A 26,271-nucleotide genomic window follows, 5' to 3' on the forward strand; every position below is an offset into this window, starting at 1 on the left:
GGTACGGAGGGAAAGCGGTGGCAGGGGATCGGACCCCGGCGACGGATGAGGACCCGTCGGCGCTCAGGCAGCGGCTGGCCGTCGAGTTGGCCCATGCCGTGGTCCGCGCCGAGAAGCGGCTCGGCCGCGCGTTGGACCGGGCCGAACTGGCCAGACGGCTGAACGTCTCGCCGAGCAGTCTGTACGCCTACCTCAACGGGACGACGCTCGCGGGGGTGGGCGTCTTCGATGAACTGCTGGTCGCACTCGGTGTCGGCGGCCCGGAAGCCGGTCGGCTGAGCACGCTCCGGGACCGCGCCGAAGCGGCCCGGAGGCTCCGCCCCGCCGCGGCCAGAGCGACCGTCGGCACGAGCGGTCCGCCATCGTCCTCCCGCGTGCCCCACCAACTTCCCCCGTCTCTGCGGAATTTCGTCGGCCGGGAGCCCGAACTGCGGCGGCTTGACGGGCTACTGGAGCCGGATCCGGTCGCGGCGGTCCGGCCGGTGGTGATCACCAGCATCGAGGGCACTGCGGGAGTCGGCAAGACATCCCTGGCGCTGCACTGGGCACGCCGGGTGGAGGAGCACTTTCCCGACGGTCAACTCCACCTGAATCTGCGGGGCTTCGACTCGGGAGTGCCCATGTCCCCCGCGGAAGCGCTGCACGACCTGTTGCAGTCGCTGGGCGTGACGCCCGACGCGATCCCGGCCAGGGAGACTGCCGCCGCAGGTCTGTTGCGTACCGTGCTGGCGGGCCGTCGGGTGGTGGTGGTGCTCGACAACGCGCGCTCGGCCGATCAGGTTCGCCCGCTGCTGCCGGGCGGGCCGGGATCGCTGGTGATCGTCACCAGCCGCAACCGCCTCGACGGACTGGTGGTACGGGACGGGGCGTTCCGGGTCACCCTGGACGTGCTGCCGCGGTATGCCGCCCGGGCCCTGGTGGAAGGGCAGATCGGAGCCGACCGGCTGGCGGACGAACCACGGGCCGCTGACGAACTCGTGGACCTGTGCGCCCGGTTGCCCTTGGCCCTGAGCGTTGCCGGCGCGAGGGCGGCGCTGGAGCCCAAGGGCTCGATCGGTCTTTTCGTCGCACGGCTCCGGCAGGCCAACGCGCGGCTGGGCATCCTGGAGCTCAAGGACGCGGACGTCAACCTGCGGTCGGTCTTCCAGGGTTCGTACGCCCTGCTGCCACCGCCCGTGGCGCGGCTGTTCCGGCTGCTCGGCTGCCACCCCGGCCCTGACCTCGACGCGACCGCGTGCGCGGCGCTGCTCGGCGAACAGGCGCCGCCGGACGAACTGCTCGACGCGCTCACCGCCGCCCATCTGGTGCGGCAGCACGCGCCGGGCCGGTATGTACTGCACGACCTGTTGCGGCTGTACGCGCAGGAGTTGGCGGACGACGGCCCGGCCGCCGAGCGCGCCACCGCCGTCGAGCGCCTGCTGCGGCACTATCTGAGTGCCGCGCGACTGGCGGACCGCCGCCTCGAACCGTGGCGGCGCACTCCGGTCGAGCCGACTGGCACCGAACCGCCCGTTGAGAATCACGCGGCGGCCATGGCGTGGTTCGAGGCCGAGTTGGGCACGCTACAGGCGGTGATCGCGCTGGCCGCGCGGAGCGAGGGGCTGGAGTCGTACACCTGGCGCCTCGCCCAGGCGTGCGCGGTCTATCTGCGTCGCTCGGGGCGGCGGTTCCAGCGCGGTCTGGTGCACGAAATCGCCCGGGACGCGGCCGCGAAGGCCGGAGACCGCCGGGCCTGGGCGTCGGCCACCCGCCGGCTGGCGGACGCCCTCTCCCGCCTCGACCGGTCCGACGAAGCCCTGTCGCTGCTCTACGAGGCGCTGCGCGAATGCCGCCGGCTGGGTGATGACGACGGCGCGCGCCAGGTGCGGCTGTCCCTGGTGCGGGTGTACGCCGCGCGCGGCGACCACCGGCGGGCGCTCCCGCAGGCCCGGCTCGCGCTGGCGATGGCCGAGCGGACCGCGGATCCGCTGCCGCTGGCAGATGGCCTCAGCGCCCTGGCCCAGGAGCAGGAACGCTCGGGGGACCACGCGGCGGCGCTGGTACACGGCCGCCGGGCGTTCGACCTGTACGCGGAACTCGGCCATCTGGACGGCCAGGCGGCGATCCTGCTCACCACCGGGCGGGCCGAGCAGAGTTCGGGCCGGCACGCGGCGGCGATCGGCACCTATGAACGGTCCCTGGCCCTCGACCGGGCGGTGGGCGACCGCTACCGCGAGGCGCACGCCCTCGACCATTTGGCGGACGCGCACGCCGCGCTCGGCCACGACCGCGACGCGTACGCGCTGCGACGGGAAGCGCTCGATGTGCTGCGGACCCTGCACCACCCGGACGCCGCCCGGATCAGCGCCAAACTGCCGGACGCGCCGATCTCTCAGTAGCCGGGCGGCACTTCGGGGTCGGGCTCGGGTGCGGCAGGGGCGGGTCCGTCCTGCCAGCACAGTCCGTAGCCGTATCCCACCCGCATCGCGTCGAACTCCACTGCCACCGTGCCCTGCCGGTCGGGGCGCAGGAGGGATGTCCCCGGCGCTCGCTGGTAGATGACGGCGGTCGGGACTCGGCTCAACTGCCAGACGGACAGCGGCGGACGTCCGGGGGCGAAGCGCACCCGCAGGCTGAAGCGTTCGCTGCGGGTCAGCGGGACATGGACGAAGTGCGGTGCCATCGGCTGGTTCTGGGGGATGCGCAGCCGGAGCGTGTACGTGTGGCGGGCACCTGTGCGCAGCGGGGTCGGGAGGATCAGCCGCTGTTGGAAGAAGCTCTCGTAGGGGTGTTCGGGCAGATCGAGGCGGCCGCCGTCGAGGACAGAGACCTCCAGACCGTGGCCGTCGGCCTCGTCGTCGGTGCGGCGCGGCACGCTGAACGCGACCGGGATCTCGGCGAGGCCGTCGCAGGTGGCGACGATGACCCGCCGCTCCACCGCCTCGGGTGTCACGGTGTCCAGGCGCAGCCGGGTCTCGACCGACTCGGTGTACCAGCCGTGCGGATCGGTACGGGCGCAGCCGCTCGGACAGAGTTCGCCGTGCGCCCCGCCCGCGATCGACGGGGTCCAGGGGGGCGGCGAGACGATGACAGTCCCGGGCACGGCGTCCTTGTCCAGAGCGCGGTGCACCTCGGCCCAGAACGCGCCCCACTTGTCGATGTCGCCGCCGCAGGCGCCGACGATCGCCATCGTCACCGGGAGCGTCGGGTGCGAGTCCCCGCGGAGCGCGTCGGTCATGGTGGTGCGACCGTACCCGGTGTGACGGGAGAGTTGGTCGAAGGTCAGTCCCGCGGTCCGACGCAGATCTCGCAGCCAGAACGCGAACAGCGTGACGGGCGAACCGTCGGGAGGCAGTTCCTTTTGCGGACGGCCCATGCCCCGAACTCCCTTTCGCCGCCTGCTGCCACCGCCGAGTCTGGCACAACGCCCGGTGGCCTGGGAGCGCCCGGCGGCCGGTGCCGGTGCCGTGCGGAGTTCTCCGGAGATCGTCCGGGTACGCCGGAGAACCATTGTGCCCATTCTCCGTCCGTTGCTAGACACGTACTGCCGCCGGACACGTACCGACCGGACACGCGGACCGGTTCGCGGCCCACGTCGCCGTGGACGGCACGGTCGAAGCAGGGAGGGATCATGAAAGTCGCTTCGGACGCCACAGGCTCCTCACGGCTCCCGGCCGATGTCGTTCTGCGGATGGAGCGGTTCGGCCGTTTCGAATTCGATGCCACGGGGATCGAATTCGGCGCTGATCTGGTGTGGAGCGAACTACAGGCGCCGTTTCTGGAATTCGCCCAGTCCGACAGTGACCGGTTCACCACTCAACTGGCCGCGGCCGTCATACCGGCAGGCGGCTTCGCGCTCTTCGGAGCGGCCAGGACGGTCTGGAACCTGCTCGGCCCGGACTTCGCGCATCCCTGCTACGACGCCTTGCGGATGGACGCGCTGGAGTTCTTCCGAGCTCGCGGGGTACCCGGCAACCGCCTGTCCGCAGGGGATCGCGAGTTCTGGCGACTGCACCGGGGACCCGACGAGCCTTGGCTCGTCGGCCGACCGCCCCCGGCGCCGGGGGCGGCTCTCCCACCGCTGGCAACAGGGGAACTGCGCCCGGTCGCCCGGATGTCGGCCGGACCTCACGCCGAGACCGTGTACGCCAGGGCCGATGTCCAGGACGGCTGCGTGGCGGTGGTCGAGGCATGCGGTCGGGGCCGCGATCCGGCCGGTTGCCGGTTCGACTGGTTCGGCGCCGCGACGCAGTACGAACTCTATCTGCGGATCGGCGAGGCATTACAAGTCCCGGCCCATTGGGTCGCCGACGAGCTCATGCCGTTCATTCCCTTCTCCGCGCCGAGCCTCTGACCGGCCGGCCGAAAACGCCGCACGTCACGGTAACCGCTCCCGTACTTCCGGAAACCGTGCAACAAAACCCACCGCGGTTCCGTTTCAGTGAGAAGGTCGTGGCGGAACGCAGTTCCCGCACAAGAGCACCGCCCCCACGGCACCACGGGGTTCACATCGGGGAGTTGAGCAGATGACCAAGCAGCCGGTGGATATATCCACCACGGCCTCCGTGGAGGACGCAGCGGCCTTGTTCCGCACGGATATGCGAGCGAACTGGTTCGGGGAGAACAACACCGGAATCGCCACGACGTTCACGGAGAGCGGTGGTTCACCGCTCGGCATCCACCACACCGATATGCCGGACCTCGCACTGACGGCCGAACTCGTGAGCCGGGGAGAGAGCACCGAGCGGTTGTCGGTCCACCTCCTCATCTGGGACCGGGGGGAATGCCGGAAGATCCGGCTCGAAGCCGAAGGCAACGTGCGCGCCCTGCGCATCCTTGCGAACCGCAAGATGCGCCGATTCGTCGTCTCGCTCCAGGAGGAAGATCCCTCCCTCACCTACACGGGCATCTGAGCGGACAAGGGGAGGGGCTGCAAGGCCGGTCCGCCCGCCCGACGAATGAACGTCCGGCTTCGCGCCGGGCGTTCATTCGTGTCCGAAGGCCGTGGCCGAGACGTCCCGTTCCAGCGCGGCCCGGTGGATTCCGTATGTCGTGAGGTGCGATGCCTTGATCACGATGCAGTAGCGGTCCACCGAGACGAGGACCCTGCCGAGCCGGTCGTACTCGCGCCGCAAGAAGTTGATGGCCGCCTGGTTCGCCGCGGAGGTCTGGCCGCATATCAGCAGCACGGGGCGGCTGGACTCCGCAGGCGTGAACTTGGCGACGAGGGCGTACTCCTGATTGCCGCGGTCGAAGAGGAAGCGGTCACCTCCGACCTCGATGGCCACCGAGTCGGGCCCGCCGTTGTAGGGGTGGATGGTCACGCCCGGCAGGTGGGCGGCCAGATGGCCGCCGGTGCGGATGTTCGAGTCGCCGATCGGTCCGCCGACACAGAATTCCGTGCGGTCGGCGTTGCTGCCGCGGAACTCTCCGGACTCGACGGTCACCCGGCAGCCCAGCTCACCGGCGAGCATGGCCAGTTCGATGACCGCCCGCACGTCCCGGTGCTGTGCGGTCCCGGGGGCGTTGTGCTTGTTGCTGAGCACGATGAGGCAGGTTTCGCCGGGGCGGACGCCGAAGAAGGCAGCCTTCCTATTCAGTGCGCGGGACCGCCTGCCCCGCTCCCACAGCCAGCCGAAGCCGAGGCCCAGGAGGCTCGTCACCAGCCCGATCGCTATGTTCACCAGCACTGAGATAATCTCGCCGCCCTCCCCGGACAGTCCCCCATTGTGCGGCAGTTCACCGTGCGGCCGGAAGATCTCGACCGGTCACACCCATGGCCACGTCATGCCTTGCCGTTGCCCGCGGGCGGTGCCTGGCCGCCGCCGCCCGCCGGCTTCGAGGCCGGGTCCAGGGTGTGGATGAGAGCGACGACCCGTTCGCGCACCCGGGGCGGCGACTGCTGCTTGCCGTCGGGTGTCGTAGTGCCGTGGGGACCCATCCGTCCGACACGCCGACCGTTCGTCTCCAGCTCCGCCGTCACCTCACCGACCAGGACCGTGTCGCCCTCACCGACCGCTTTCGTCAGCACGGCGATCCGCTCGTCGACCTCCTCCCACGAATCCGGCGGCAGCCGCCAGGCCAGCACCGCGTCAAGGACCGCCAATGCCTCGAACCTGGCCGTCCTTCCGATCCGTCGTGCTCCGTCCGACGTACCCATCACTGCCTCCTGTTGATCTTGCTGATCCTGGAAGTGCTGCTGATCCTGGAAGTGCTGTCGGTCCTGGTGGCGCTGCCGGTCCTGTCGACCGTCGTCATCGGCGGCCGGAAAGGCGTACTGCCTCACCGGCCGGTGTGGATGTAGGGCGCCCACGCCGCCGGTGAGGCGGCGTGGCGAGCGCGAAGTTCGCGTACCACCCCGTGCAGGGCGACGGCGCAGTCGCCCACGTCGATGCCGCCGCCGTAGCGCCGCAGCGAGCGGTACAGCCGACGGGCGAGGCCGGCCGAGACCAGGTCCGCCGCCTCCCACAGTGAGCCGATCACCTGGGGGTATCCCGCGGTCAGGAACGCCGACGTCAGGTGAATCGCCTCGTCCGGGAGCCGGTCGGTCCGCGAGGTGTTGCAGGCGAGCAGCACGGCGAGCTGGGCGTACGGCAGTTCGTGGCGGTTGACTGCCCGCACCTCAAGGGGTCCGTCGGCCAGCAGCAGGTGGCTCTTCGAGGGGTTGTCGGGGTCGCTCACACCGTGACAGGCGAAGTGCACCGTGGCCGCCGACGGCAGTGCGGCCAGCACCCCGTCGACCGTGGCGTCGGCGTCCGCGATCACCCGCAGTCCGGCCAGCGCGCCGGCCGCGGCGGAGATCTCCGCCGCGGCCGCCCCGGAGCCGCCGTCCGTACCGGTGGCGCGGCCCACCGCGAGGTGCCGGGCGGCGCCCTGCGCCGCGGGGCGACGTTCCAGTCGGGCGTGCCGCAGCGCCCTGATGCTGGGCGTGTAGGAGGAGGCGACCCGGTCGAGCACGGAACGGCGCTCCCCCAGGTCCGCCTTGCGCTGGTAGCCGGCGGCGTGCAGCGGCAGATGCGCCAGCGGGCCGGAGGCGGACCACCACAGCCGAGGGACAGCGTGTCTCGGCGTCCCGTCCGGGATCGGCTCGGTGAGGCCGGCCGCCCGCAGCACCGGTTCCGCGACCTTGTCCCACAGCCACTCAAGGGTCCGGAAGATGGTCTCGGCCGCCGCGGCGCGCACGTCCTTCGGGCTGTCCAGATCCACGGCGACCGCGGCAAGGAAGTCCCGGGCCGTGTGGGCCAGCAGTCCTTCGGTCACGTCGAGTGTCACGGTCCTGATGCCCCGGGACGTGACCACCAGCGCGTCACATCGCAACCGGTCAATGTTGATCAGCACGATGGGCCCCTGTACCGCCTCCGCCTGCATCTGCATCGCGGTCGGCGGCAGCAGGAAGCTGCCGAAGCCGGGGTGGGACCGGATGTCACCGAGGAGCAGCCGCCACTGCTCGGCCGCCCGGTGCTGCGCCCGTGCGCCCGAGGTCTCGTCCCGCGACGCGATGTCATCGGCCTCCCGCATCCGCCCGGCGAGGTCGGTGAAGCGCGCGGCGAGCCGCGGATGAGCCTCTGCGAGGTCGGACACGTCGCCGCGCGCCTCCAGGTCCTGGCTCATGAGGACGGCACGGCCCTGTTCCAGCAGCGCGGCCGCCTGTTCGGTCCGGCCGGCGGCGAGCGCCACCGCGCACCCGGTTCGGGTCAGGCTGGTGCCCGTCGAACTGTCCGGGGACAGCCCTTGGAGGGCAGAGTGCACGGCGCGCTGGCGATCGTCGCGGTGCAGCGCCCGCGAGGTGAGCAGCGGCAGCATCTCCAGCGCGACGGCCGCGGCGTCCGCGGCCCGTGCCCAGTCCCCGAGCTCCACCCGGCGGCCGAGCGCGACGCGCGCGTTCTCGAATCTCACCGCTGGGGGCAGCTTGGCCTCTGCCTCAGGCTGCCACCGCACCTCGGCTTCCTCGACCCCGATCAGGTCTCCGCGGAGGTCGTGGTCGGCCATCACCACCAGGTCGGTGATCGTACGCAGCGTCGGCCGCAGGCGTTCACGCTGCTCCGCCATGCTGCCCCAGTGGCCGGGGGCGTCCGGGAGCGCCTCCAACGTGCGGGCCACCTTCCGCACCAGCCCGACCGCCTCCTTCGACATGTCCGGGTCGCGGCGGAGCATCGAGACCCCGGCAAGGGCCTTGGCGTAGAACATCGCGCAGGCGACCCACTGCGGTGACTCGGGGCGGACGTGGTCCACGGCCCACCGCAGGCCGTCGCAGGCCCGGAGCATCGTCGCGGCGTCGCCGCGGAGCGAACCGTACGCCTGCCGGTGCTCCTCAACCGCGCACAGCAGTTCGATATAGCGGGAGCTGGTGGCCGGGAGGGTGGCGAGTACGTCGTCGCCGGCCCGCACAGCCCGCTCCAGGTCCGCGGCGTCCCTACTGATGAGGTACTTCGCGGCCCACACCTGGAGCAGGGCCGCGGCCGTCCATCCCCGGCGGCCGGCACTGAGTCCTGGTTCGGCCAGCCTGGCGAGCAACTGCTTCTCGGCGAGCGCCAGTCGGCGCGGGTCCGACGGAGACGTGTCGACCCCGACGAGACTGCGGAGGACCGCTTCCGCGTCTGGTGGCAGACCCGTCAGGTCGGACTCCAGGGCAGGGTCGCAGACGAGGCCGGGCGCGGGCGCCGGGCAGGGCGGCCAGTGCGGTGAGGTGGAGGACGCGGGTCCCCCGTCGCCGCCCGGTGCGCGTTCGCCGTCCGGCCCGCGGGGTGTTCGCGCCTCCGGGTCCGGAGCACCGCCGAAGGAGGCCATCTCCTCCGGTCCTGCGCCCGGTGACCGGTAACCGGGGCTGCGTGGCGGTTCGTACAACCGGATCGGCGGCAGCGGGGGAAAGGTCAGGAGTGGACCCATCCACGGCCGCACGAGGCGGAGAAGACCTCCCGACTTGAACGGGAGCATTCCCATCAGCCGCACCATCTCGGCGGTCGCGGCGCGCTTCTGGGCGATATGCGGAAGCAGCGGGTCGCCCGGCCGCAGGTCCCGCTGCAACATCGCCCACAGCTCGTCCGACCTGGCGACGTCCCGCCGGGATCCGCTGAGGACGGCGCGCGCGGCCAGCAAGGACGCCATGTTGACCGCGTAGACGCCGCCGTCGTCCGGTGGGCCGTCGGCCCGGAACGCCTCCATGTGCGCGATGGCCTCGTCGGCCGTCTTGAGGTCGAGTTCGTAGGTCAGTACGGACATCAGGGCTATCGCCAGCAAGAGGTGCACCGGGGCGGCCTCGTGGGGCCGATAGTCCGTGCCGTGGACCCGCGCGTGCTCCACGCCCGCCAGCGCCAGTCGGCCGGCGGTGACCGCGAAGGCGGCCGAGGCGCGGTCCTTCGGGTCCGCACGGAATCTGACGACGGCGGCGTGTGCGGCCGTGCGCCCGACCAGTTCCGCCTCCAGGTGGTCGGGCGTGACGGCGTCGTGGGCGGCTCGGGCGAGCCGCCACATCTCGGGGAGCGCCGACTCGTCGCCGGACTCGTACCGGAAGCACGCGGACTGGGCGAGCCGTACCAACAGGCAGCAGCGTGCGATGTCGTCCCGCGGGAGCGAGTCCGCCAGCCGGGCCGCCGCCGACTCGATGGGCAGGACCGGCTGGAAGTGCCGGGGCAGCGGCAGTTCGGGGTAGGTGGCGGCGACCCTTACCGGGTCGTCGGCCGTACGCCCCTGCTTCTGCGCGCCGAGATGGTGCTGAACGTCGCGCGACAACCGGTAGTCGCCGAAGCGGAACGACAGGGTGCGCTCGGCCAGCCACAGGTGCAACACCCACGCAGGCCGCCCGGGATCGTCCCGCGCGCCGGTGTCCAGCGCGAACTCCAGCAGCGCCGCGGCGGCCACCGCCGCGTCGCGGCCGCCGCTCGACCAGGAGGACAGCAGCAGTCCGTCGGCGGCGGACAGCCAGCTCCGCGGGTCGGCGCGGACCGCGCCGACCCGGCGTTCGATGTCGGACGACCAGGACGCTTCACAGCGTCGCATCACGCGGTCCACGACTGCTCTCATATCCGGCATGTCGAGTCCTCTCTGAAGGGTGGGACGGTCGGGACTTGCGGGTCGGCCGCGCGGCACGTGGCGATCGGCGGGCCGCGGGGTGGGGCGGTCGGCTGCCGACGAGCGCGCGCCCGGACGGGCGGTCATGTCCGAGCGCGCGCCCGGACGGTTCAGCAGACGAGGTCCAGGACGACGGAGCGGTTGCGTTCGGCGGGGCCGGGCAGCAACCGGCCTTCGCTGTCGAGGTCTTGGACGTGGCCCGGCCACCGCGTGCCGACTCCCCGCAGCGTGATGTCGTGGGCGGCCACACCGAGCGAGACGAGGACGTCGCGGACCGCTGTTGCGCGGTCGAGGGACAGTCGCCTACGGCCATCGGCCGTTCCCGCGGACGCCGTCGTACCGATGAGCCGGATCTTCGCGTGGTGGGCCACGGCCCAGTCGGCGAGTTCCCTCAGGGCGGCGGCGGCAGCAGGCCGGTCGCGCAGTACCGACGTGTCGGGCAGGAATCCGACACTGCCGCTGTTCCGCAGCACGTGGTTCCCGCAGGAGGGCGGATACGTTTCCAGGGGACGCACCTTGACGACGGACACGGCGGGGGTGTGCGGTACGGCGGCACCCGTCGCCGGCACGGGGTCGGCCGCGACGCACTCGGCCCCCGCCTCGACGGCGATCGCCTTCCATATGGCGACGAGGTTCTTGTGCTCCGGGAGCGGCAGTCTGGCCTGCGGCGGCGCCGTGTCGCCGACGCCGCTGAAGAGGACGGAGATACCGGTGAGCTGCGGGAGCGAGCCCTGCCGCTTCAGGAAGTCGGCGACATCGGTGGCCTGGGCGTCCAGCACGCCGTCACGGCGGAAGTCCAGTGGCGCGACAGTCTGAAGCCCGGAGTCGGCCACCACGACCGTGCCGCCCGGACCGACGTTCCCCGCGGCCTCGGCCAGCGCCGCGAGCAGGTCGGCCTCGGGACGGCCGGCTTTCATGCGGTGGATCGTGTTCGTCAGCGACTTCACGAATGTGTCGTGGTCTTTGGCGCTGCGGGAACCGTTCTTGCCCGTGTCCTCGAAGGCCCCGCGGAATTCCACGTCGGGTGCGCCGTCCACTCCGACCACGGAGATCAGCTGACCCCCGTCGATCGCGGTATCCACCAGTGAGAGCGCGGCGGGTGTCAGCCGGGGCGCGGGTGTGTTGGCTCGGGCGCCGAGGACGAGGGCGACGCGGCCTCGGCCGGTGGCGCACGCGGCGGCCTGCTCCCGCTGCTCCGACGCGCTGTTCTTGGCCGGGTGACCGCAGCCGGATGCCGCAAGCGCCACGGCGCCCAGCAGGCAGAGAGCGGTGAGTCCGCGGAGAAGGGATCGTAATCTCGGTGATGCCATGGTGTGTGCTCCAGGAGTTCGAATCGATCGACGGCGCGGGGCCAGGTTCAATGAGCCCGGCCGCCCGGAGGCGTCCGGGCGACCGGATGACGAGCGGGAAGTGGCGGGACGCTGCGCGGACGTCAGGGGCTGGTCCAGTGCCGGCCGCACGACGGGCAGCGCAGGCCCAGACGGCAGTTCGAGCAGTCCGGACACGGCAGCAGACGACGGGCGCAGTGGGGGCAGAACTCGGGCCGGGGAGCGGGCGGCCGCATCGGGAACGGGCGCGGCTGCGGGCTCACGCCGCCGCCCCTTGGCCGTTCTCCTCATCGGGCTCGTCGGACTCCCCCGGTCCGTCGGGCCGATCGGCGGCGCGCAGGTCGGGGCCCTTCCAACCGCCGGGGACGAGCCGGTCCCCTGAGTCGGTGAGTCCGTCGGTGGCCGCCGGGTCAGCGATGTGCACGGCCATCAGGAACCGGGCGTAGTGCTTCAGGTCGTCGGCCCAGCCGAGGCATTGCCCGGTAGCCACCTCCCAGCGCCGGTGGTCGCGCTCGCGCTCGGCCAGCTCCTGCTGGTGGCGGTGGACGGCACGGACATGGCGTGGCGTCAGCCGCTGCACCTCCTGCCGGGCGGCCGCACGGTGTGCCAGGGCCATTCGGTACGCCGTGGCCAGCGGATTGTGGGCGAGGTACGCCGTGACCGCCGCCACCAGGCCGCCGGCCAGGTAGAGGCCGAGGAACAGCAGGGCCGTGCCGAGATTGGCGCTGCCGGTCAAGTCGTCGGCGGGCGCCCCCGCGGTGCTCGGGAGACCGAGGGTCTCGAGCCCGCTGCCCCCCGACGTGGCGGGCGTGTTGGTGGCGCGGACGAAGAAGCACACGGCGCCCATGAACAGCCAGACCATCGTCAGCACCACCGCGAGAGCACCCACGGCCGGCGTGGACCGCTCCACGAACCTGCGGGCGAGTACACCCACCTGGTGGCTCACAGCCAGCGCCAGGCCGGTGAACCCGAGGACAAGCGGAATGATCATCCACCCGGCCTCGTTCACCAACAGGCCGACGACTTGGTAGAAGGCGATCCCGTCTGCCCCCACCGCCAGCACCAGCGCGAGGTAGGGGTAGTAGTGCCTGGTTCTGCCGACGACCAGATCAGGGTCGGCGAACGGCATGTGACCGGGCGGGACGGTTCTGCTCATGGGGTCGGTCCTCCTTGCGGGGGCGGGGTGGGTTCAGCGGGCGACGCGGCCTCGGCAGGCCCGGCGGGCGACACGCTCACAGTGGCGGGCGGGGAGAGACGGGCACGGAACGCGCTCAGGTCGCTCTCGGCCCGGCTGAGGTCGTCCTTGGCGTGGTCGAGTGCCGTCTGCGCGTCCGAGAGCTCCTCGGCGGCCACGCCGATCAGGTGGTCGCAGACCGCCTCGCGGAGCTTGTGCTCGGATTCGAGCCGGGTGACCCACTGGACCGTCCAGGCGTCGATGAGGTTGTCCAGCGCGGTGCCCGTACCGGCGTCGATGGCGTTGGGAGCGAGTTCGCCGACGAGTTGGCGCACGGTCTCCTCGGCGGTGCCGAGATCGGCCGGTGGCGCCATCCGGTAGAGCGCCGGAATGGTCCAGCTCGGGTCGCCGTCGACCACGGTCGAAAACGTCGGCTCGGGCTGTTCGGGCGGGCGCTTGGTCTTACGGCGGAGAAAGGGAAGGTCCACGGAGGGTCCTCTCGGGGCGGGTGTTCACGGGTCCCTGGGTGGTTGGGCCGTCCAGGGAACGGCCGTTCACGAGTCCGGCGGAATTCAGCCGAGTTCGGGACGGTGGCCGGCAACCCAGGCGGGCAGCTCGGGACCGCCGTACTTGGCCTCACCGTTGATCCGGGCACCGTCCGCGTGTCGCCGGACCAACTGCCGGTCGTAGGCCATGACACGGCGCATGGCCTGCTCGTGCAGGTAGACCGCGCGTGCCGCGGCGGCTTCCCGCCGCACCGCGATACGGGCCTCGACCGTGTGCAGTTCGACGGTCAGTGCGGCAGCACGCCCGGCGGCCTGTTCGGCGGCGGAGCGCAGGTCGGCGAGCCGGCGCGACCATTCGCGCGCCCGGCGGGCGCGCACCACCGCCTCGGCGGTCTTGTGCTCGCCGCCGCGCCGCCGGTTCTGCTCTTCCTCGCTCAGGGGGCCGGCCGACTCGGCGGCGGCTGCTTCGGCCTCGGCGGCGAGCCGTTCGGCCTCCTGTACGCGGGCCCGGAGGACCAGCGCCCGGCCCCGGTCCTCGGCGGTCTCCCTGAGGCAGAGGATCCATTCGGCCTGCTGACCAGCGGCGGCTCCGCGACCGAGGAACTCGGGCGTCGGGGTGCCGCCGACGCCGCTCTCGCCGAGCGCGGGCAGTCCGGCCTTCGCGTCCCGGTTGGCATGGTGCCGGTCCACCAGGCGCAGGTGGATCGCATAGCGCCGGGGCTTGGGCAGGGGTGCGGGCTTGGTGCGGTCGTTGAGGCGAGGGGACATCTGGGGCCTCCCGTGGGCTTGGCAGGCACCGCGAAGCGGTGCGACGGACGGGAGGGACGCCCTGTGCACCCTCGCAAGTCCATCGATATGAAGCGTCTCTTCTTGTCTAACCAGAGTCAACTCTGTTTGTGAATATTCTCTACTTCAGGAGCAAAAGTTATCTGGGGTTTACAGATCGCTACAAGCCAGTACTCTCGTGACGTGCACTGACCTGCGATTAGAGGAGAGACGGCCAGTGATCCTCAAAGCCCAGATCCCCCCCATCCCGGAGAGCCGGGGCCGGCAGATGCCGGCCCGGCTCGCCCGCAAGGTGGGACCGCTCTTCGGAGTCGCCTGGGACGGCGCCCCGGGCGGCATGCATTCCTGGTGCTGCGACTACGCGCAGGTGACGCTCGCCGAGATCATGCGCGGCGCCCCGCGCCCCGCGAAGCCGTCCGAACTGGGGGACCACACCGACCGCGGACTGCCGGACAGCGAGGTGACCAAGGCGGGGCACACTCCGATCGCCAACGCCACGGCGTCGCGCTACGGCCCTGACACCAAGGCCGCGTTCGTCCTCATCGGCACCAATGTGCTGCTGGCGCCGGTCACCGAAGCCCTCGGTCGGGCGCTCGACGAGATTCCCGTCGAGGACCCGCACCTGCTCATCGGCGCCTTCGCGTACAGCCTGCTCGAAGTCTTCCGCTCGGAGCCGATCCTGCTTGTCGCCGCGCTCCAGGCGCAGGGCGTGCAGCACGCGTTGGGCGCCCTGGACGCCCCGGTCCGGAGCGAGGGCGTGCGGAGCCTCGCCTCCCACGAGTACGGTCCGATCCGGGCGCGGTACGACGCCGATCACGCGCCGCTCGGTCTGGACCTCGTGGAGAAGTTGGCGACGGTCCTGTGCGCGCGCCTGCGCCCCAGGGAGTCGAACGAGGTCGGCATGAACGAGCCGCTGCCGGGCGGGAGCGCCCGCGACCGCTTGCGCCGCACCGTCGTGGGCATGGCGCAGGCCACGCTCTTCGACCTCTCCGCGGTCACGGACGACGCCGCGGTGCGCATCGTGGACAACAAGAAGGGCCGGAGGGCTGAGCTCCATCTGCACACCGAGGTACGGGTGCGGCGCTTCGCGCAGGCGGTGCTCCCCCACGTCGAGCTGCCACCACAGGAGACCCCCGCCCGGATGGCGGACAAGCTCAGCTTGCTCCAGTCCGTGATCGAGGAGACCCCGTCCGGTCCCGATCTCGACGTCAAGGCCGCCCTGACCGTGCGACAGGGCCTGGTGACGGCGACGCTGGCGCTCTTCGAGGACCGGGACGAGTCGACCCGGCACGTACGGGCCCGCATGCTGGAACAGTTCGCCGACCGGGTCCGCGAACTGTTCGGCGCGGACTCCCCCGAGTTCCTGTTGGAGCGGCTGCACGCGCTGGCCGATCTCGTGCAGTTCCCCGCCGCGCAGGACGAGGACCCGTCACACCCGCAGATCGTCACCCGGCGTGCGGGGTGGCTGCGCGAGGGCGTCGCGCTGGCGAAGACGCTGATGGGCCGGGTCAGCGGGGGCAGCGTGGACGGCGGATACCTCGCCACCCGCCTCGACGACCTGCTGGTCGGCGTGAACCAGTTGCGCAAGGCGCAGTATGAGGCTCACGTCACCGGGCTTCCCGACGCGGAGCAGATCACGAGAGAGCTCATCCCGCTCTGGGACGACTGCATCGAACTGCTCACCTGCTTCTTCGAGAACGGCAGCCCGCGCTACTACGTGCGGCTGCACAACTACTGCGCCTTCCTCGTCGGGGCAGGCTCGAACGTCGAGATGCGCGAAGAGGGCCTGGAGCTGTACGACAACGAGGTGATCCCGGTCCGCCGCCGGATGAACGAGTTGGGCACCGCGTTCACCTCCCTGCGCAACGTCCTCCAGGTAGCGATGCGCGGGCACGTCTCGCTGGCCCGGGACCTTGACGACCCGCAGCGCTCGCGCGAGCACCTGGCGGCCGCCCGGACGTACGCAGCGGAGATCCGGGCCAACACCGACGAGGTGGACCGACTGCTGGAGTACGCGGGCGAGCGGGCGACCGGGTTCGTCATGGCGCTGAGCCTGGCGAACTGCTTCCTGACCTCGGCGGAGTACGCGCTACCGGACGATAGGGCGGACCGCGCCAGGTGGGCCGAGCAGGCCGCGGAGCTGATGGCCGTCGCGGCACCGTACGTCTCCGGCGGCCAGAGGAACCGCGCAGACCGCAGAAGGGAGTTCGAGAACCTCGGCAGCCGACTGCGCGCCCTCGACAGCGCCGCCGCGTGAGACACGCGGCGGGCATGAACCGCGCCGGCGAGGAGTACGGGGACCGGTCGCAGCCGGCCCCGTGGCAAAGAGCACCGCGCACACGTCGACGACCGTCGATACCCCCGCCGCACGGGTCTGGCCCCCGCGATACGGTGCGCGTTCCCGCCGCGGCCCGCTGAGTCAGCGGCGGCGGAGGGAGGGGTCGAGGAGGGCGGGCGGGGTGTCGAACTTCTCCTGGGGGGCGAGATCGGTGCCGGGCGGGACGATGGCGTCGAGGGCGTCCAGGACGTCGGCGGTGAGCACGGTGTCGGCGGCGGCGAGCTGCGAGTGCAGGTGGTCCAGGGTGCGGGGGCCGATGATCGCGCTGGTCACGGCGGGGTGCGCGGTGACGAAGCCGAGCGCGAGCTGGATCATCGTCAGGCCGGCGTCGTCGGCGACGCGGGCGATCCGCTCGACGGCGTCGAGCCTGGCCCGGTTGGACGGGACGGTCAGGTCGAAGCGCTCCGGGAGGTGGGCGGAGCGGTTGGTGGTGATGTCGCGGCCCTCGCGGACCGCGCCCGACAGCCAGCCGGAGGCCAGCGGGCTCCAGGCGAGCACGCCGAGCCCGTACTCCTCGGTCACCGGCAGGACATGGGTCTCGATGCCGCGCTGGAGGATCGAGTAACTGGGCTGCTCGGTGACGTAGCGGGCCAGGTGCTGCTCGCGGGCGGCCCACTGCGCCTGCACGATGCGGTACGCGGGGAAGGTCGAGGAGCCGAAGTAGCGGATCTTTCCCGCGCGTTGGAGGTCGGTGAGGGCCGACAGCGTCTCCTCGTCGCTGGTGCGCGGGTCCCAGCGGTGCATCTGGTAGAGGTCCACGTGGTCGACGCCGAGGCGGCGCAGGCTGTTGTCCAGTTCGGTGACCAGCCAACGGCGCGAGCTGCCCCGGTGGTTGCGCTCGTCGTCCATCGGCATGGTCGCCTTGGTGGCCAGCACGATGTCGTCGCGGCGCCCGGCGATGGCCTTGCCGACCATCTCCTCCGAGTCGCCGTGCCCGTACATGTCGGCGGTGTCGATGACGTTGATTCCGGCTTCGAGGGCGGCGTCCACGATGGCGGTGGCCTCGTCCTGCGTGGTGCGGCCGATCGCGCCGAAGTTCATCGCGCCCAGCGCGAGGGTGCTGACCTGCACGCCGGTGCGGCCCAAAGTGCGGTACTGCATGAGTGGATTCCTCCGTGCTCTGGCATCATGAGATAAACGGAACATTGTTCCGCCACAAACGACGATACGGAACGACGTTCCGGATAGCAAGCGCGACTGCCGGGGACACGGGACGGAGGACGGTGCGGTGAACGACGGAGAAGGCGGCGCGGGCGTGGGGGGCGGCCCGGACATGGGGGGCGGCGCGAACGCGCGGGGCGGCGCGGACGGCAGGGGCGGCGCGGCGGGCGGCGCGGGCGCGGCCCCCCGGCCCAAGCGGGCGGACGCACGGCGCAACAAGGAGGCCCTGCTCGACGCGGCGGCGGCCGTCTTCGTGACGTCAGGCGTCGAGGCGCCGGTACGGGACATCGCCGCCGAGGCGGGCGTCGGCACCGGCACGATCTACCGGCACTTCCCGACCCGCGCCGACCTCATCATCGCCGTCTACCGGCACCAGGTCGACGCCTGCGCCGAGGCCGGTCCCGCGCTGCTGGCGGCCGATCCGTCCCCGTACGCCGCCCTCGGGCAGTGGATCGACCTCTTCGTGGACTTCCTGGTCACCAAGCACGGGCTGGCGGGCGTGCTGCACTCCGACGAGGCCGGGTTCGACGCGCTGCACGCGTACTTCCTCGACCGGCTCGTGCCCGTGTGCACCCGGCTGCTCGACGCCGCCGTCGCCGCCGGCGAGATCCGCTCGGACGTCGAGGCGCGGGTGCTCATGCGGGGGGTCGGGAATCTCTGCATCGGGGCGGACAGCGATCCGGGGTACGACGCGCGGCGCCTGGCCGGTGTCCTCGTCGCCGGACTGCGGCTGCTGCCGTAACGGTTCCCGCCGCCGCTCTCAGCGCCCCAGACCGCCCGAAGCGTCACGCACGCCCCCGCCGGAAGCCTCACGCCCCCCTTATGCCCCCGCCCGAAGCCTCACGCCCCCCTTATGCCCCCGCCGGAAGCCTCATGCCCCCTTACGCCCCCGCCGGAAGGCGGCTGTCCAGCGCCCGGATGAACCCGGCGACGGTCGCGGTCATGGCGCGCCGCCCCTCGCGGAGATAGACGCGGGGATCGGTGATGTCGTCCACGGCGAGGCGGGCGCGGACGGCGCCGGTCATGGCGATGTCGAGCCCGGTTCCGACAGTGACCTTGCTGATCCCCTCGGCGGCGGCGAGGCCGAGTTCACCGGCGGTGGCGCCCGCCGTGTCGCGCAGGACGAGGGGGACGTCGAGGGCGGTACGCAGCCGGGCCAGCAGTCGGCGGTCCGGGCGCGCGCCGAGCGGGACGGTCAGGGCGTCGACTCCCGTCGCGGCGACGAAGGCGCGGGCCGCGGCCGGGCCGCCGCCCGGCTCGGGACCGGTCGCCGCGCCCGCGGGGACGGCCGCCGCGTCGGCCTCGATCCACAGATTCTGCTCGTGCGCCCACTGCGCGGCGTCGCGCGTCACCGCCACGTTCTCCGCGTACGGCAGGCGCGCCGCGTCGTACATGATCGAGCTGAAGCCGCAGTGCGCGGCCTGGGCGAGGAGCGCCGTCCTGCGCACCCGGTCCAGATGCAGCGCGACCGGTACGGCGGCGGCCCGCGCGGTCTCCGCGGCGGCGCGGGCGAGCGGCAGCAGTCGCCCGTCGTAGTACTGCACCACGCTCTCGCTGACCTGGATGATCACCGGGGAGCCGACCGACTCCGCGCCTTCGACGACGGCTTGTACGTGTTCGAGGGTGATCGCGTCGAAGGCCGCGATGGCGCGGTGCTCGACCGCTGCGGCGGTGATCAGCGCGCGGGCGGCTGCAAGAGGCATGGGTTCTCCCGACGGTGCTTGCGCGAGGATGCTTGTATTTGCACCTTACTCCGCACAATCGAACACTTTCAAGCATTTCTGGTGCGCACAGTCCGCACGGCCGTGGGGTCCGCACGCGTGTGCCACGCTGGTGCGCGCACGATCACGCCGAACCGGTCGAGCCGAGCCCGATCAGCCGCGCACGGTCGAGCCGAACCGGCCAACCCACGCACGATCAAGCCGAGGACGATCACGTCACGGAGGAGAACGCCTGTGTCCAGGGACGCCCGGTGGACCGCACTGCTGGATCTGCTGGCCGAGCACGGCCGCGTGGAGGTGGAGGAGGTCGCGACCACGCTCGACGTCTCCACCGCCACCATCCGCCGCGACCTGGACCAGCTCGCCGAGCAGCAGATGCTCACCCGCACCCGCGGCGGGGCCGTCGCGCACGGCGTCTCGTACGAGCTGCCGCTGCGCTACAAGACGGCCAGGCACGCCTCCCAGAAGCAGCGCATCGGCAGGACGGCCGCCTCCCTCGTCGCTCTCGGCGACGTCGTCGGCCTCACCGGCGGCACGACCACCACCGAGGTCGCCCGCGCGCTGGCCCTGCGCGGCGACGTCACGGCGGACGGCACCCGCCAGCCCGCCCTCACCGTCGTCACCAACGCCCTCAACATCGCCAACGAGCTCGTCATCCGGCCCCAGATCAAGATCGTCGTCACCGGAGGCGTCGCCCGCCCCCAGTCCTACGAACTCACCGGCCCCCTCGCCCGCGGCGTCCTCCAGGAGATCATCCTCGACATCGCCGTCCTCGGCATCGACGCCCTCGACCCCGCCCAGGGCGTCTACGCCCACCACGAGGACGAGGCCAGCATCAACCGCCTCCTCGCCGAACGCGCCCAACGCGTCGTCATCGCCGCCGACTCCTCCAAAATCGGCCGCCGCGCCTTCGCCCGCGTCTGCGGCCTCGAAACCATCGACACCCTCATCACCGACGAGGCCATCCCCCCGGAAACCGCCGCCGCCTTCGAAGAAGCCGGCATCACCGTCACCATCGCCTGACCCGGGCCCCGCCCCTGACCCTGACCCCGCCGGGCCCGCCCGTGGCCGTTCGCACCCCTTACCCTTCCGCCATGGCACCGAGCGACGTCACCCGTACGGAGATCAGCCGGGCGATCGAGGAGTTCGACCGGCTCGGCCGCGACGCGTTCCTGCGGACGTACGGCTTCCGCCCCGCGCTGCGTTACTTCCTCCTGCACGACGGAGAGCGGTACGACTCCAAGGCGATCGTGGGCGTGGCCCACGGCTACCTCCCCGGCCGGCAGCCCCTCGCCCCGGCCGACTTCTCCGGCGGGCTGGCCGCCGCCGTCGGCGTGCTCCGCGCGCTCGGCTACACGGTGGTCGAAGCTCAAGCCGAGGCCGAGGCCGAAGTCGAAGTCGAAGTCGAAGTCGAAGTCGAAGTCGGGGCCGAAGCCGCGAGCGGGGCCGGGGCCGGGTCCGACGACAACGCCGTCCTGCTGGGCGCGTACGGCGAACTCGTCGGCCGCATAGGGCGGTTGAAGGTGAACAAGGCGCAAGGTGCCCCGCTGCTGTACCAGCCCATGACGCTGCTCTGGGCGCTCGGGCGGGCGGGGCGGGGGCGCGCGCGGGTGCTGCCGTGGAGCCGCGTCGAGGAGGAGCTGGGCGGGCTGCTCGAACGGCGCGGGACGCGGGGCGAGCGGCCGCGGGCCGACTACCCGGTGGCGGCGCTGTACCGCGCGGGGCTGTGGGAGCTGTCCGGCCACTCGGGCGCCGTACCGCCCGCGCACGGTGATGCGACGCTGGCGCGCTGGTTCGCCGAGCAGCAGCCGTCGGGCGGTCTGACCGAGGCCGTGTACGACCTGCTGCGCCGGTCGGGCGAGGCGCGGGCCGTCGTCGTCGACACGCTGGTGGACACGTACTACCAGGACGTCGACCCCGGCCCGCTCCTGCGCGAGGTCGGGCTCGATGACGACGAAGTCGACGTGCCCGACGAGACCCACGAGACCCACGAGACCCACGAGACCCACGAGACCGAACGGTACGGAACCGGGCCGCATGAGGACCGTCAGCCGTATCAGGACGGCCAGGTCGCCGAGGGCGCGGAACGCTTCACCCCCGACCCCGTTGTCCTCGCGGCCGGTTACGACCGGCTCTGCCGCGCCGCCGAGCACCACGAGAAGCGGCGCGGGACCGGCCGCGTGAGCACCACCACCGAGCGCTACGTCCGGTCGCGCGCGGCGCGTCAGGCCGTCCTCGAGCGCTGCCGCGGACTCTGCGAGAACCCCGGCTGCACGGGCCAGCCCGCGGACACGACACCGAGCGGCGCGGCCATAGTGGAGATCGACCACGTCGTCGACCTCCAGCTCGGCGGACGCGACCACCCGAGCAACATGGTCGCCCTGTGCCCGAACTGCCACGCGGTGAAGACCCGCGGGCGCAGGCGCGAGAAGCTGCGCGCCGTCCTCGCCGAAGAGGCCGGAAAGCGGCACGCGGCGACTCTCGCCCGTCGGCACAGCCGCGGTCCTGGCGGTAGCACTGGGCGGGGGGACTGATCGGCGGTACGGGAAAGCGTCGTCGGGAACTACGCAGATTTAACCTCTCGGCTCCTTCTACGGCGGGGTCTACGCGCGTATCTTGAGCCGGATCGCTCATTCCGGCTCATGGTGATGTGCCGTCATGAGACGTGGAAACACGACGTATTCATCGCGTTCAACACACCGCACGAAGGAGACCCTCACCGGTGTCGCACATCTCTGGGGCAGAGCCCCGCCCTGACAGACCCGGTACTGCCGGGAACCGCAAGCGGCTGGTCACGATCGGGATAGCCGGCGCTGTGGTGCTGGCCGCGGTCGGCGTGCACACCGCCTTCGCGACGCCGTCCGCCGATGTGATGGTGTCCGAGGTGTACGGCGGCGGCGGCAACTCCGGTGCCACGTATACGAACGACTTCATCGAGCTGGCCAACTCGGGCAGCGCTCCGCTGGACCTGAGCGGGTACAGCGTGCAGTACCTGCCGGGCGCGCCGACGCCGACGTCCAAGTGGCAGGTGACGCCGCTGACCGGGTCGCTCGGCGCGGGCGCGCGGTATCTGGTGCAGGAGGCCGCGGGCACCGGCGGGACGACGGCGCTGCCGTCGCCGAACGTGGTCGGCGCCATCAACATGTCCGGTACGACGGGAACGGTCGCCCTTGTGCACGGCACCGACCCGCTGACCTGCGTGACGAAGGCGGACTGCGCCGCCGACGGCACCATCCGCGACCTGGTCGGCTACGGCACCGCCGCGGTGTTCGAGGGCAACGGCCCGGCGGCCGGGGCGAGCAACACCGACTCGGTGGCGCGCCCCGCCCTGACGGACACCGACGACAACGCGGCGGACTTCACCGCGGGCGCGCCCACTCCGGGCGCCGCGGGTGACGGCGGCGGCCCGACGACGCCCCCCACCACCCCGCCGACCACGCCGCCCACCTCGCCCCCGACCGGCGTCGAGGCGAAGATCCACGACATCCAGGGCGACACCCGGCTCTCCCCGCTCGCGGGCAAGGCGGTCACCGGCGTGACCGGCATCGTCATCGGCGTCCGCTCCTTCGGCTCCTCGCAGGGCTACTGGGTGCAGGACCCGACGCCGGACGCCAACCCCCGTACCAGCGAGGGCATCTACGTCTTCACCGGCTCGGTCACCCCGACCGTCGCGGTCGGCGACAGCGTCTCGCTCGCGGGCACCGTCTCCGACTACTACCCGGGCGGCACCTCCGCCGGCGGCCAGCCGGTGACCGAGCTGACCAAGGCCGCCGCCACGGTGGTCTCGCACGGCAACGCGCTCCCCGCGCCCGTCGTCCTGGACAAGAAGAGCGTCCCCGACGCGTTCGTCCCGGCCGTCGGCGGCGGCACGATCGAGAACCTGCCGCTGCGTCCCGACGAGTACGCGCTCGACCTCTTCGCCTCGCTCGAGGGCATGAACGTGCAGATCGGTGACAGCCGCGTCGTCGGCGCCACCGACCCGTACTCCGAGCTGTGGGTGACGGTCAAGGCGGACCAGAACAAGACCAAGCGCGGCGGCACCCTCTACACGGGCTACGACCAGCCCAACTCCGGCCGCCTGATGGTGCAGTCGCTCATCCCGACCGCCACGCAGGCGTTCCCGGTGGCGAACGTCGGCGACACGCTGCGCGGTACGACGGCGGGTCCGCTGGACTACAACCAGTACGCGGGCACCTTCGCCGTCCAGGCGCGCACGATCGGCACGGTCAAGAGCGGTGGCCTCAAGCCCGAGGTGACCGACAAGGCCAAGTCGGACCAGGCGACCATCGCCACGTACAACGTGGAGAACCTGGCGCCCGGCAACCCGCAGTCGAAGTTCGACGCGCTCGCCAAGGGCCTGGTCACCAACCTCCGTTCGCCCGACATCGTGGCGCTGGAGGAGATCCAGGACAACAACGGCGCCACCGACGACGGCACGGTCGCCGCGGACAAGACGCTGACCAAGCTGACCGACGCCATCAAGGCGGCGGGCGGCCCGAGTTACCAGTGGCGCTCGATCGACCCGGTCAACGACAAGGACGGCGGCGAGCCCGGCGGCAACATCCGCTCGGTGTTCCTGTTCAACCCCGACCGTGTCAGCTTCGTCGACCGTCCCGGCGGCGACTCCACCACCGCGGTGGGCATCACCGGCACCGGCTCCAAGACCGCGCTGACCGTCTCCCCCGGCCGCATCGCGCCCACCGACCCGGCGTGGAACAGCAGCCGCAAGCCGCTGGTGGGCGAATTCACCTTCCGCGGCGAGAAGTTGTTCGTGATCGCGAACCACTTCAACAGCAAGGGCGGCGACCAGGGCATCGACAGCCGCTTCCAGCCGCCGGTCCGCAGCTCGGAGGTGCAGCGCAACCGCCAGGCGATCCTGGAGCACGACTTCGTGCAGCAGCTCGAGAAGGCCGACCGCAACGCCAACGTCGTGGTCCTCGGCGACCTGAACGACTACCAGTTCTCGCCCGCCGCCCAGGCCCTCACCGGCAACGGCACGGTCCTCACCGACCTGGTCAACACCCTGCCCAAGGACGAGCGTTACTCCTACGTGTACGAGGGCAACTCCCAGGTCCTGGACCACATCCTGGTCAGCCCCAGCCTGAAGCACGTCGACTACGACGTGGTGCACATCAACTCGGAGTTCGCCAACCAGACGAGCGACCACGACCCGCAGGTCGTCAAGATCAAGCCGTAGCAGGTCGTCATTCGTACGGCGTCACGTCGTCGCAGGTCGTCGTACGGCTGAGTGACGCGTGAGGCACATGTGAGGGGCGGGCCCGGCGGGGTCCGCCCCTTCGCGCTGCCCGGCTTTCCTGCCCCACGCCTTGACGCGCGCATGGCGGAGTTATAGACCATTACCTGTTCGAGAGAGCGCTCTCACGAGCGTGCCCCACCCTGTACACGGCCCCCCACCCGGTCAGGAGTCCTCATGCACGCCACGCCGGAAGGCAGCGCGATGCCACACGGCAGCCTCTCGCAGTCAGCGCTCCCGCACGCGCCCTGAGCCGCCGGAAACGGTTACGCCGTAACGCGCGGTCCCGCCGCACCCAGCGGTCACGCCGCGCTCAACGGCCCCGCCGTACACGGCGGTCACGCGGTACGCGGCGGTCACGCCGTACTCCGCACACGGGCGCACCCCCCACAACGCTTCGTCGGGACAGGAGATCTCGCATGTCCACCGGACACGCACCAGAGCAGGACCACGGGCACGACCCTCAGGACCGGGCCGGTACGGCCGGCGCCGCGTCGCACCGCGGGCGCCGCTCCCGCACCCGGATCGGCCTCGCGGCACTGGCCGTCGGCGCGCTGGCCCTGGCCGGCCTGACGGCGGTGGCGAGCCCGGGCGGCGCGGCCACCCCCGCGGCGGCCCCGGCCGTCGCACCCGCCGCCGTACCCGCCCCTCCGGCCGGTTTCACCACCACCTGGAGCGACGACTTCAACGGCGCCTCGGGCACCGGGGTCGACGGCGGCAACTGGAAGTACGACACCGGCCCCGGCAGCAGCTTCGGCACCGGTGAGATCGAGACGATGACCAACAGCACGTCCAATGTCTTCCAGGACGGCAACGGCCATCTCGTGCTGCGCGCCCTCCACTCGGGCAGCGACCCGCGCGCGGGCTGGACCTCGGGCCGGATCGAGACGCAGTCGTCGTCCTTCGGGGCGCCTCCCGGCGGCGTCGTGATGATGCAGTCGTCGATCCAGCAGCCGAATCTGACGACCGCCAACGGCGCCGGCTACTGGCCCGCGTTCTGGATGCTCGGCTCGACGCTGCGCACCGGCACCACATGGCCGACCTCCGGCGAGGTCGACATCATGGAGGACATCAACTCCCGCAGTTCGGTGTTCGGCACGCTGCACTGCGGCGTCAACCCCGGCGGTCCGTGCAACGAGTCCACCGGCATCGGCAGCGGTGAACGCGCCTGCTCCGGCTGCCAGACCGGCTACCACACCTACGCCGTGCAGATCGACCGCTCGGTCTCGCCCGAGCAGATCCGCTGGTACCTGGACGGCGCCAACTACTTCACCGTCAACGCCAATCAGGTCGACGCCACGACCTGGGCCAACGCGGTGGACCACCCGTTCTTCATCATCTACGACCTCGCGATGGGCGGCGGCTTCCCCGACGCCTTCGGCGGCGGCCCCAACGCGGCGACCGTCAGCGGCGGCCAGATGAACATCGACTACGTGGCCGTCTACAACAAGGGCCCGGGCAGCACCACTCCGCCGTCCAACGGCACCAACCTGGCGCTGAACAAGCCCGCGACGGCCTCCTCCACGGAGAACGCGGGCACCCCCGCCTCGGCCGCCGTCGACAACAGCACCACCACCCGCTGGTCCAGCGCCTTCAGCGACCCGCAGTGGCTGCGCGTCGACCTCGGCGCCTCGCACGCCGTCAACCAGGTCAAGCTCAATTGGGAGGCCGCCTACGCCAAGGCGTTCCAGATCCAGGTCTCCAACGACGGCACCAACTGGACCAGTTGCTACAGCACCACGGCGGGCACCGGCGGCCTCCAGACCCTCAACGTCAACTGCACCGGCCGCTACATCCGCGTGTACGGCACCCAACGCGCCACCGCCTACGGCTACTCCCTCTGGGACTTCCAGGTCTTCGGGAGCTGACACCGCCCGAAGCCCGCACCTCCAGGAGAGCTGAACGCCTCCCCCGCGTACCAGGGCGGGCGGACCCCCTGCCGGGCCCGCCCGCCCT

General features: G+C 71.7%; 20 protein-coding genes. 10 read left to right on the forward strand and 10 right to left on the reverse strand.

Annotated features, from left to right (window positions below):
- Positions 1–17: 17 nt before the first annotated feature.
- Positions 18–2,378 (forward strand): ATP-binding protein, encoded by a 2,361-nt coding sequence (locus ACIOC1_RS05925; protein ID WP_401852230.1) that lies wholly within the window; start codon positions 18–20, stop codon positions 2,376–2,378.
- Here ACIOC1_RS05925 and ACIOC1_RS05930 read toward each other — a convergent pair.
- Positions 2,372–3,355 carry a helix-turn-helix domain-containing protein gene (locus tag ACIOC1_RS05930; protein WP_401852233.1) on the reverse strand — a complete coding sequence of 328 codons (984 nt, stop codon included), beginning with the start codon at positions 3,353–3,355 and terminating at the stop codon, positions 2,372–2,374. The genes ACIOC1_RS05925 and ACIOC1_RS05930 overlap by 7 nt on opposite strands.
- A gap of 315 nt (positions 3,356–3,670) precedes the next feature.
- Between ACIOC1_RS05930 and ACIOC1_RS05935 the strand changes: the two genes are divergently transcribed.
- Positions 3,671–4,333, forward strand: a complete 663-nt coding sequence (locus ACIOC1_RS05935; protein ID WP_355348022.1) for a hypothetical protein — start codon at positions 3,671–3,673, stop codon at positions 4,331–4,333.
- 172 nt (positions 4,334–4,505) lie between these two features.
- Entirely contained in the window at positions 4,506–4,892 is a 387-nt protein-coding gene (locus ACIOC1_RS05940) for a hypothetical protein (RefSeq protein WP_355348019.1), read from the forward strand.
- 72 nt (positions 4,893–4,964) lie between these two features.
- On the opposite strand, the gene ACIOC1_RS05945 is transcribed toward ACIOC1_RS05940, so the two are convergent.
- Both ACIOC1_RS05945 and ACIOC1_RS05950 read right to left on the reverse strand, forming a co-directional pair.
- Positions 4,965–5,669: a hypothetical protein gene (locus tag ACIOC1_RS05945; RefSeq protein WP_401852237.1), complete on the reverse strand. Its 705-nt coding sequence runs from the start codon at positions 5,667–5,669 to the stop codon at positions 4,965–4,967.
- A gap of 95 nt (positions 5,670–5,764) precedes the next feature.
- A complete protein-coding gene (locus ACIOC1_RS05950; protein WP_401852240.1) occupies positions 5,765–6,085 on the reverse strand; it encodes a CATRA system-associated protein in 321 nt (106 codons plus the stop codon).
- Positions 6,086–6,151: 66 nt separating this feature from the next.
- Here ACIOC1_RS05950 and ACIOC1_RS05955 point away from each other — a divergent pair, with 66 nt between their 5' ends.
- On the forward strand, positions 6,152–6,283 hold the full coding sequence (locus tag ACIOC1_RS05955) for a hypothetical protein (protein ID WP_401722810.1): 132 nt from the start codon (positions 6,152–6,154) through the stop codon (positions 6,281–6,283).
- On the opposite strand, the gene ACIOC1_RS05960 is transcribed toward ACIOC1_RS05955, so the two are convergent.
- From ACIOC1_RS05960 to ACIOC1_RS05980, 5 genes are all read right to left on the reverse strand, one after another.
- A complete protein-coding gene (locus ACIOC1_RS05960; protein ID WP_401852242.1) occupies positions 6,262–9,975 on the reverse strand; it encodes a CHAT domain-containing protein in 3,714 nt (1,237 codons plus the stop codon). The two genes, ACIOC1_RS05955 and ACIOC1_RS05960, sit on opposite strands and share 22 nt — an antisense overlap.
- A 182-nt stretch (positions 9,976–10,157) precedes the next feature.
- A complete protein-coding gene (locus ACIOC1_RS05965) occupies positions 10,158–11,294 on the reverse strand; it encodes an OmpA family protein (RefSeq protein ID WP_401852244.1) in 1,137 nt (378 codons plus the stop codon).
- A 340-nt stretch (positions 11,295–11,634) separates the two neighbouring features.
- The gene (locus ACIOC1_RS05970) at positions 11,635–12,531 is read right to left on the reverse strand and encodes a hypothetical protein (protein ID WP_401852245.1); all 897 of its coding nucleotides are present in this window, start codon (positions 12,529–12,531) and stop codon (positions 11,635–11,637) included.
- Complete coding sequence (locus tag ACIOC1_RS05975; RefSeq protein WP_391044707.1) at positions 12,528–13,037, reverse strand: hypothetical protein; 510 nt, start codon at positions 13,035–13,037, stop codon at positions 12,528–12,530. The genes ACIOC1_RS05970 and ACIOC1_RS05975 overlap by 4 nt, the downstream gene beginning before the upstream one ends.
- An 84-nt stretch (positions 13,038–13,121) precedes the next feature.
- On the reverse strand, positions 13,122–13,823 hold the full coding sequence (locus ACIOC1_RS05980) for a hypothetical protein (protein ID WP_401852247.1): 702 nt from the start codon (positions 13,821–13,823) through the stop codon (positions 13,122–13,124).
- Positions 13,824–14,058: 235 nt separating this feature from the next.
- Between ACIOC1_RS05980 and ACIOC1_RS05985 the strand changes: the two genes are divergently transcribed.
- On the forward strand, positions 14,059–16,098 hold the full coding sequence (locus tag ACIOC1_RS05985) for a hypothetical protein (RefSeq protein WP_391044703.1): 2,040 nt from the start codon (positions 14,059–14,061) through the stop codon (positions 16,096–16,098).
- Between the two features lie 162 nt (positions 16,099–16,260).
- Here the strand turns inward: ACIOC1_RS05985 and ACIOC1_RS05990 are convergent, their stop codons facing one another.
- Positions 16,261–17,280: an aldo/keto reductase gene (locus tag ACIOC1_RS05990; protein ID WP_391161504.1), complete on the reverse strand. Its 1,020-nt coding sequence runs from the start codon at positions 17,278–17,280 to the stop codon at positions 16,261–16,263.
- Positions 17,281–17,452: 172 nt separating this feature from the next.
- On the opposite strand from ACIOC1_RS05990, the gene ACIOC1_RS05995 reads away from it, so the two are divergent.
- Positions 17,453–18,082 carry a TetR/AcrR family transcriptional regulator gene (locus tag ACIOC1_RS05995; RefSeq protein WP_401852761.1) on the forward strand — a complete coding sequence of 210 codons (630 nt, stop codon included), beginning with the start codon at positions 17,453–17,455 and terminating at the stop codon, positions 18,080–18,082.
- Between the two features lie 139 nt (positions 18,083–18,221).
- Here the strand turns inward: ACIOC1_RS05995 and ACIOC1_RS06000 are convergent, their stop codons facing one another.
- Positions 18,222–19,043: a class II fructose-bisphosphate aldolase gene (locus tag ACIOC1_RS06000; protein ID WP_401722801.1), complete on the reverse strand. Its 822-nt coding sequence runs from the start codon at positions 19,041–19,043 to the stop codon at positions 18,222–18,224.
- A gap of 252 nt (positions 19,044–19,295) precedes the next feature.
- On the opposite strand from ACIOC1_RS06000, the gene ACIOC1_RS06005 reads away from it, so the two are divergent.
- From ACIOC1_RS06005 to ACIOC1_RS06020, 4 genes are all read left to right on the forward strand, one after another.
- A complete protein-coding gene (locus tag ACIOC1_RS06005) occupies positions 19,296–20,084 on the forward strand; it encodes a DeoR/GlpR family DNA-binding transcription regulator (protein WP_188283080.1) in 789 nt (262 codons plus the stop codon).
- A 71-nt stretch (positions 20,085–20,155) separates the two neighbouring features.
- Positions 20,156–21,595, forward strand: coding sequence for an HNH endonuclease (locus ACIOC1_RS06010; protein WP_401852251.1), 1,440 nt, complete (start codon positions 20,156–20,158; stop codon positions 21,593–21,595).
- 281 nt (positions 21,596–21,876) lie between these two features.
- Positions 21,877–24,258, forward strand: coding sequence for an endonuclease/exonuclease/phosphatase family protein (locus ACIOC1_RS06015; protein ID WP_401852253.1), 2,382 nt, complete (start codon positions 21,877–21,879; stop codon positions 24,256–24,258).
- Between the two features lie 476 nt (positions 24,259–24,734).
- Positions 24,735–26,183 carry a discoidin domain-containing protein gene (locus ACIOC1_RS06020; protein ID WP_355349321.1) on the forward strand — a complete coding sequence of 483 codons (1,449 nt, stop codon included), beginning with the start codon at positions 24,735–24,737 and terminating at the stop codon, positions 26,181–26,183.
- Positions 26,184–26,271 lie beyond the last annotated feature (88 nt).

This window comes from Streptomyces sp. NPDC088197 (assembly GCF_044741185.1).
GTDB lineage: Bacteria > Actinomycetota > Actinomycetes > Streptomycetales > Streptomycetaceae > Actinacidiphila.